Annotated in this window: 6 protein-coding genes; 2 read left to right on the top strand and 4 right to left on the bottom strand. The window is 73.5% G+C overall.

What is annotated here, in order from left to right; genetic code table 11:
• The first annotated feature begins 111 nt into the window (after positions 1-111).
• Positions 112-2526: a Tex family protein gene (locus tag ACWEN3_RS36935; RefSeq protein ID WP_452980225.1), complete on the top strand. Its 2415-nt coding sequence runs from the start codon at positions 112-114 to the stop codon at positions 2524-2526.
• A gap of 89 nt (positions 2527-2615) precedes the next feature.
• Here the strand turns inward: ACWEN3_RS36935 and ACWEN3_RS36930 are convergent, their stop codons facing one another.
• The 4 genes from ACWEN3_RS36930 to ACWEN3_RS36915 form a co-directional block, all read right to left on the bottom strand.
• Positions 2616-3071, bottom strand: coding sequence for an SRPBCC family protein (locus tag ACWEN3_RS36930; protein WP_452980222.1), 456 nt, complete (start codon positions 3069-3071; stop codon positions 2616-2618).
• Between the two features lie 225 nt (positions 3072-3296).
• Entirely contained in the window at positions 3297-3773 is a 477-nt protein-coding gene (locus tag ACWEN3_RS36925; RefSeq protein ID WP_452980219.1) for a DUF1003 domain-containing protein, read from the bottom strand.
• Positions 3774-3870: 97 nt separating this feature from the next.
• On the bottom strand, positions 3871-5511 hold the full coding sequence (locus ACWEN3_RS36920; protein ID WP_452980216.1) for an ABC-F family ATP-binding cassette domain-containing protein: 1641 nt from the start codon (positions 5509-5511) through the stop codon (positions 3871-3873).
• 36 nt (positions 5512-5547) lie between these two features.
• Complete coding sequence (locus tag ACWEN3_RS36915; RefSeq protein WP_452980213.1) at positions 5548-6588, bottom strand: oxidoreductase; 1041 nt, start codon at positions 6586-6588, stop codon at positions 5548-5550.
• Positions 6589-6689: 101 nt separating this feature from the next.
• Between ACWEN3_RS36915 and ACWEN3_RS36910 the strand changes: the two genes are divergently transcribed.
• Positions 6690-7428 (top strand): FAD-dependent oxidoreductase (locus ACWEN3_RS36910; protein ID WP_452980228.1); only part of this gene is annotated, 739 nt, incomplete at its 3' end.

Here is a 7428-nt window from a genome sequence, read left to right as displayed (position 1 = left end):
GGGCCCGGTTCGCCGGCCCGGCGCCCCGCCGAGCGCCGCCCTGATCCCCGGTTGTCGGTGTCACCTGCCACAATTGCCGCGCAACCTGAGTGGAGAAGGCGGTACGGGATCGTGACGACACCCGGATCCATCGAAGTAGGGTCCATCGAAGGCAGGATCGCCGAGGAGCTCGGCGTACGGGAGCGGCAGGTGAAGGCCGCGGTGGAACTGCTCGACGGCGGTTCGACGGTGCCCTTCATCGCCCGCTACCGCAAGGAAGCGACCGAGATGCTCGACGACGCGCAGCTGCGCACGCTCGAGGAGCGGCTGCGCTACCTGCGGGAGCTGGAGGAGCGGCGGACCGCGATCCTGGAGTCGGTGCGCGAGCAGGGCAAGCTCACCGAGGAGCTGGAGGCCCGGATCCGCGGCGCCGAGACCAAGGCGCGGCTGGAGGACGTCTACCTCCCGTACAAGCCCAAGCGGCGCACCAAGGCGCAGATCGCGCGCGAGGCGGGCCTGGAGCCGCTGGCCGAGGGCCTGCTCGGCGACCCGACGGTCGAGCCGCTGGCGGCCGCCGCCGCGTTCGTGGACGCCGGCAAGGGCGTCGCCGATCCGCAGGCGGCCCTGGAGGGCGCGCGGGCGATCCTCACCGAGCGGTTCTCGGAGGACGCCGACCTGATCGGCGAGGTGCGCGAGCGCATGTGGGTGCGCGGGCGACTGGCCGCCAAGGTGCGGGACGGCAAGGAGGAGGCGGGCGCCAAGTTCGCCGACTACTTCGACTTCGCCGAGCCGTTCACCGAGCTGCCCTCGCACCGCATCCTGGCGATGCTGCGCGGCGAGAAGGAGGAGGTCCTCGATCTCGTCCTGGAGCCGGAGGAGGCCACGGAGGGACCCTCGTCGTACGAGGGCATCATCGCGCACCGGTTCGGGATCGCCGACCGGGGCCGCCCCGCCGACAAGTGGCTGACGGACACGGTCCGCTGGGCCTGGCGCACCCGCGTCCTGGTGCACCTCGGCATCGACCTGCGCCTGAGGCTGCGCACGGCGGCCGAGGACGAGGCGGTGAACGTGTTCGCCGTGAACCTGCGCGACCTGCTGCTGGCCGCCCCGGCCGGAACCCGCTCGACGCTCGGCCTGGACCCCGGTTTCCGTACGGGCGTGAAGGTCGCCGTGGTCGACGCCACCGGCAAGGTCGTCGCCACGGACGTGATCTACCCGCACGTCCCGGCCAACAAGTGGGACGAGGCGATCGCCAAACTGGCGCGGCTGGCGAAGGAGCACGCGGTCGACCTGGTCGCCATCGGCAACGGCACGGCGTCCCGGGAGACCGACAAGCTCGCCGGTGAACTGATCTCCAAGCACCCGGAGTTGAAGCTCACCAAGGTCATGGTGTCCGAGGCGGGCGCGTCGGTGTACTCGGCGTCGCAGTACGCCTCCCAGGAGCTGCCGGACATGGACGTGTCGCTGCGCGGCGCGGTCTCCATCGCCCGCCGGCTGCAGGACCCGCTGGCCGAGCTGGTGAAGATCGACCCCAAGTCGATCGGCGTCGGCCAGTACCAGCACGACCTGTCCGAGGTGAAGCTGTCCCGCTCGCTGGACGCGGTCGTCGAGGACTGTGTGAACGGCGTCGGCGTGGACGTCAACACCGCGTCCGTGCCGCTGCTCTCGCGGGTGTCCGGCATCTCCTCGGGCCTCGCCGAGAACATCGTGGCGCACCGGGACGCGAACGGGCCGTTCTCGTCGCGCTCCGAGCTGAAGAAGGTGGCGCGGCTCGGCCCGAAGGCGTACGAGCAGTGCGCGGGCTTCCTGCGCATCCGCGGCGGCGACCCGCTGGACGCCTCCAGCGTGCACCCGGAGTCGTACCCGGTGGTCCGCCGCATGGTGAAGACCTCGGGCCAGGAGGTGGCCTCGCTCATCGGCAACACGGGCGTGCTGCGCTCCCTGCGGCCCGCCGACTTCGTGGACGACACGTTCGGTCTGCCGACCGTCACCGACATCCTGAAGGAGCTGGAGAAGCCCGGCCGCGACCCGCGTCCGGCGTTCAAGACGGCCGCCTTCAAGGAGGGCGTGGAGAAGATCTCCGACCTCGCAGCCGGGATGGTCCTGGAAGGCGTGGTGACGAACGTGGCGGCCTTCGGCGCGTTCGTGGACATCGGCGTCCACCAGGACGGTCTGGTGCACGTCTCGGCGATGTCGAAGACGTTCGTGAAGGACCCGCGGGACGTGGTCAAGCCCGGTGACATCGTCAAGGTGAAGGTCCTCGACGTGGACATCCCGCGCAAGCGGATCGGGCTGACCCTGCGCCTGGACGACGAGGCGGCCCCGCAGGGGCAGGGCGGCGGACGTCAGCAGCGTGGCGGCGGTGCCCGGCCGCCCCAGCAGCGGCAGGGCGGTCAGGGCCAGCGGCAGGGCGGTCAGGGCCAGGGCCAGCGGCAGGGCCGTGGCGGTGACCGGGGCGGGCGTCAGGCGCCGGCACCGGCCAACAGCGCCATGGCGGACGCGCTGCGGCGGGCGGGGCTGCTGAACCCGAAGGACGGACGCCGCTGAGGCCAGCCGTCTCGGTGGGCTGAGCAGCACCCTCACGGGGCTTCGGCCCCGGACCCCGGCGGGGACGCCTCCAGCGTCCCCGCCCGGCGTCACCTCGGCGTGGGCTCCGTCAGCCGCAGTTCCAGGTCCCGCAGGTCCTTGCCGATGGACGAGCGGACCTTTCTGGACATCACCGGGGCGGCCAGGCGGTAGAGGGGGCCCGCGTCGCCGCGGACCCGGATGCGGGCCAGGGTGCCCCGCGGATGCTCGTCGAAGGTGTAGGTGACGTGCATGGGCATGGGCCCCGCGACCGACACCATGTCCAGCAGCCGGGGCGGCTCGTGCGCGGCGACCCGCAGGACGTAGTCGATGCGCCGGCCGAGGAAGTGGGCGGTGCGGGTGACCTCGGCACCGACGCCGAAGCCGCCCGCGGCCGCCTCCCTGGTCAGCTCCGCGGTGCGGATTCCCTGCGTCCACTCCGCGTCGTGGCGCCAGTCCATGGCGTACGCGGCCACCCGCTCGGGCGGCAGCGCGATCACGCGTTCCGCCGTCTCGTCGATCGTCATACCACCCTCTCGATCTCCCCGCGGGACTCCGTCTTCCCGTTGGTCGGCCGTCCCAGCCAGGATCGCGCCCGCCGTCGCCGAGCGCCCGCTGGAAGGCCGGGCCGTGTCCGCCGTTGCTGCCGGCTCGCCGTCGTGGCGGCGGGTGGCGGTCCCGGCCCGGACGCCTGGCTGCGGCGGCCGAACCCGAGCACGGCCGCCCCGCGGGCGTGCGCGGACGGTCCCGCCTCACTCCGGGGCCGGGGCGGATCCGCTCATGCGGGCACGGTTCTCCGCGAGGAGTTCCCGCACCCCGCGCTCGACCTCCTCGGGGTCGACGCCCACGGCGCGGCCCATGTGGATCGACCACACCTCCGAGCGCACATTGGTCTCGAAGTCCAGGTCGGCGCGGACGTTCTCGCGGGCGGCCTGGCGGTTCTGGCTCACCATCACGAAGGTGGACAGGAAGATCGCCTCCAGGCTGACGATCATGGTGAGCAGCCCGAAAGGAAAGGGGTCCCAGACCGCCCCCGGGCCGAACACGCCCACGTTGAACACGATCCGGACCGTGAACCACAGGGCGTGCAGATAGACGAACAGCATGGTCCCGGCGAAGGCGGTGATCACGTCCGCGATCCTGTCCTCGGTGCCCCGCATCCGCGCGAGCACGTCCTGCTCGCGCAGCAGCCGCGGAGCCGGACCGCCCGGTCGGCCCGGACCGCTCACCGCACCACCCATGCGCACCCCCCGGCCGACCGTCTGCGGAACAGCCGTGAGCCTACGCGGCGGGCGGGCCCGGACCCCAGTGCGGCACGAGGCCGGGTCAGCGCTCCGTGACCTTGCCCGCCGCGACCTCCAGTCGGCGCGTCACCCGGACCGCGTCCAGCATCCGCCGGTCGTGGGTGACCAGGAGCAGGGTGCCCTGGTAGGAGTCCAGGGCCGACTCCAGCTGCTCGATGGCGGGCAGGTCGAGGTGGTTGGTCGGCTCGTCGAGGACGAGCAGGTTGACGCCCCGGCCCTGGAGCAGCGCCAGGGCGGCGCGGGTGCGCTCGCCCGGGGAGAGGGTGGCCGCCGGGCGCAGTACATGCTCCGGCTTCAGGCCGAACTTGGCGAGCAGGGTGCGGACCTCGACCGGCTCGGTGTCCGGGACGGCCGCGCAGAAGGCCTCCAGCAGCGCCTCCGGGCCGTGGAACAGCTTGCGGGCCTGGTCGACCTCGCCGATCAGGACGCCGGAGCCCAGGGCGGCATGCCCGGAGTCGAGCGGGAGACGGCCCAGCAGTGCGCCGAGCAGGGTCGACTTGCCGGCGCCGTTGGCTCCGGTGACCGCGACCCGGTCCGCCCAGTCGATCTGCAGCGACACCGGGCCGAAGGTGAAGTCTCCGCGCCGGATCTCGGCGTCCCGCAGGGTCGCCACGACCGCGCCCGAGCGCGGGGCCGTGGCGATCTCCATGCGCAGTTCCCACTCCTTGCGCGGCTCCTCGACGGCCTCCAGGCGTTCGATCATGCGCTGGGTCTGCCGGGCCTTGGCGGCCTGCTTCTCGCTGGCCTCGCTGCGGAACTTGCGGCCGATCTTGTCGTTGTCGTTGCCCGCCTTGCGCCGGGCGTTCTTGACGCCCTTGTCCATCCAGGAGCGCTGCATCTGGGCGCGGTCCTGGAGGGCGGTCTTCTTGTCGGCGTACTCCTCGTAGTCCTCGCGGGCGTGCCGGCGGGCGACGTCCCGTTCCTCCAGGTAGGCCCCGTAGCCGCCGCCGTAGAGGTTGATCTGCCGCTGGGCGAGGTCGAGTTCGAGGACCTTGGTGACCGTGCGGGTGAGGAACTCGCGGTCGTGGCTGACGACGACCGTGCCCGCGCGCAGGCCGGTGACGAACCGTTCCAGACGCTCCAGGCCTTCGAGGTCGAGGTCGTTGGTGGGCTCGTCGAGGAGGAAGACGTCGTAGCGGGACAGCAGGAGGGAGGCGAGTCCGGCGCGGGCCGCCTGGCCGCCGGAGAGGGCGGTCATCGGCTGGTCCAGGTCGACGGCGAGGCCCAGGGAGTCCGCGACCTCCTCCGCGCGCTCCTCCAGGTCGGCGCCGCCGAGGTCCAGCCAGCGCTCCAGGGCGGTCGCGTAGGCGTCGTCGGCGCCGGGCGCGCCCGCGACCAGCGCCTCGGTCGCCTCGTCCATGATCCGCTGCGCCTCGGCGACGCCGGTGCGGCGGGCCAGGAACTCCCGCACGGTCTCCCCCGGTCGGCGTTCCGGCTCCTGGGGCAGATGGCCGACGGTAGCGGCCGGCGGGGACAGCCGCAGTTCGCCCTGCTCGGGTGGGGTGAGCCCGGCGAGCAGCCTCAGCAGGGTGGATTTGCCCGCGCCGTTGGCGCCGACCAGTCCGATCACGTCCCCGGGCGCCACGACGAGGTCGAGCCCGGAGAAGAGGGAGCGGTCGCCGTGCCCGGCGGCGAGGTTCTTGGCGACGAGAGTGGCAGTCATCAGGACGCCGATCCTAGTGCGACGCGCGCCCGCCCCTCAGCCCGGATTCCCCCGGGTCACCGGGGCCACGAGGACGCCTCCCGACGTGCGGGCGACGAGGTACGCCTCCCCCTTGACCGCTTTGGGGTCCAGGGGGAGGCGATGCCGGCCGGGTTCCAGGGTGCCGTCGAACACCTCGCGGCTGCGGGGGCGGTGCAACCGGTCGAGGCGGTGGGCGGTGATCCGTACCCGGCACGCCGAGGCGACCTCGATCTCCGCCGCGTCGCCGGCCGCGGCCAGCCGGGTCAGCCGGCGCCGCGGGAGCGGGCTGCGGTCGAGGGCGTGCTGGATCTGTGCGACGAGCAGCGGCACGATCGGGGCCAGGCCGTCGACCCAGGCGACCTCGGCCCCGGCCCGCTCGAACGACCGCCGTACGGCGGCCCGTTCCGGCTCGGGGACCGCGCTGCCGAAGGCGGCCACGCCGTAGCCGCGCAGTTCCTCGGCGGGGACGTCCCGCGCGTCCTGGGTGATGTCCGCGCCGATGCCGATGGCGCGCAGGGAGGCGGCCAGCCTGGCGAGTACGGCGACCCGGGCGCCGATCAGCAGCACCCGCCGGCGGGGGGCGGGCGCGCCGCCGGTGTCGTCGATCAGCCCGGCCAGGGCCGCTCGGTACTCGGGGCCGCGGAAGCGAAAGGGGCCTATGCCGTGGTAGCCGTTGCGGGCGAGGTCGGCGTGCCGCGTGGTCTGCCAGGCGAAGTCCCGCCAGATGTAGTCCTCGCCGTCGCGCTCGATGACGGCGGTGACCGCTCCGCAGCCCAGGTCCTCGCACTCGGGGCAGCCGTAGATGACGAAGCGGCCGTCCGGCAGCGGGGGTTCGGCCTCCAGCAGCAGTGCCCGCACCTGCGCGGTGAAGATGGCGGGCGGGACGTCGGAGGCGAGCGGTGAGACGGCGTCCAGGTCGGACAGCTGGAAGAGCAGTGGACGGCCGTCCACGACGAAGTCGACGAAGTCGCGGTGCGCCTGGTAGCCGCCGTCGGCGAGGACACCGCCGGCGCGGGTCGCCGGTGCCAGGCCGAAGGTCGCGTATGCGGCAGACATGCTGTGAGTATCCCCACACCGGGACGGATGTGAGCGCGGTGTGACAGGGGCGGTCGGACAGGGCCTATCGTCCTGGCGTGGACAGCGAGCCGAGTGACGAAGTGATGGTGGTCGGGGGCGGTGTCGTCGGGCTGACGACCGCCGTGGTGCTGGCCGAGGCGGGGCGGCGGGTGCGGGTGTGGGCGCGCGAGCCCGCCGAGCGCACGACCTCGGCGGTCGCCGGTGGCCTGTGGTGGCCGTACCGCATCGAGCCGGAGCCGCTGGCCGGCGCCTGGGCGCTGGAGTCCCTCGGCGTGTACGAGGAGTTGGCCGGGCGGCCGCGGGAGACGGGCGTACGCCTGGTCGACGGTGTACACCGCGGGACCCGGCTGGACGAGCTGGGCGCGTGGGCGGGCCGGGTGCCGGGGCTGCGGGAGGTGGCCGACGGGCTGGCGGCGCGGCTGCCGGTGATCGACATGCCGGCGCATCTCGCGTGGCTGCGGGACCGGCTCGTCCGGGCGGGCGGCGAGGTGGAGGTGCGGGAGGTGACCGACCTGGCGGCCGTGCCCGCCGCCGTCGTGGTCAACTGCACCGGTCTCGGGGCCCGTTCACTGGTGCCGGATCCGGCGGTGCGTCCGGTGCGCGGGCAGCTGGTCGTGGTGGAGAACCCCGGGATCACCACCTGGTTCACCTCCGTCGGCCACGACTCCGCCGCCTCCACCTACTTCATCCCGCAGCCGTACGGGCTGCTCCTCGGCGGCACCGCGCAGGAGGACGACTGGTCGCTGGAGCCGGATCCCGCCACGGCGGCGGCGATCGTCGCCCTTGAGGCGGGCGGCGTGGGCGAGGCCGACGGCGTGC

The sequence above is a fragment of the Streptomyces sp. NPDC004561 genome, from assembly GCF_053602155.1.
The sequence above is the reverse complement of the archived record's forward strand: the minus strand, read 5'-3'. Positions and strand labels throughout refer to the sequence as shown.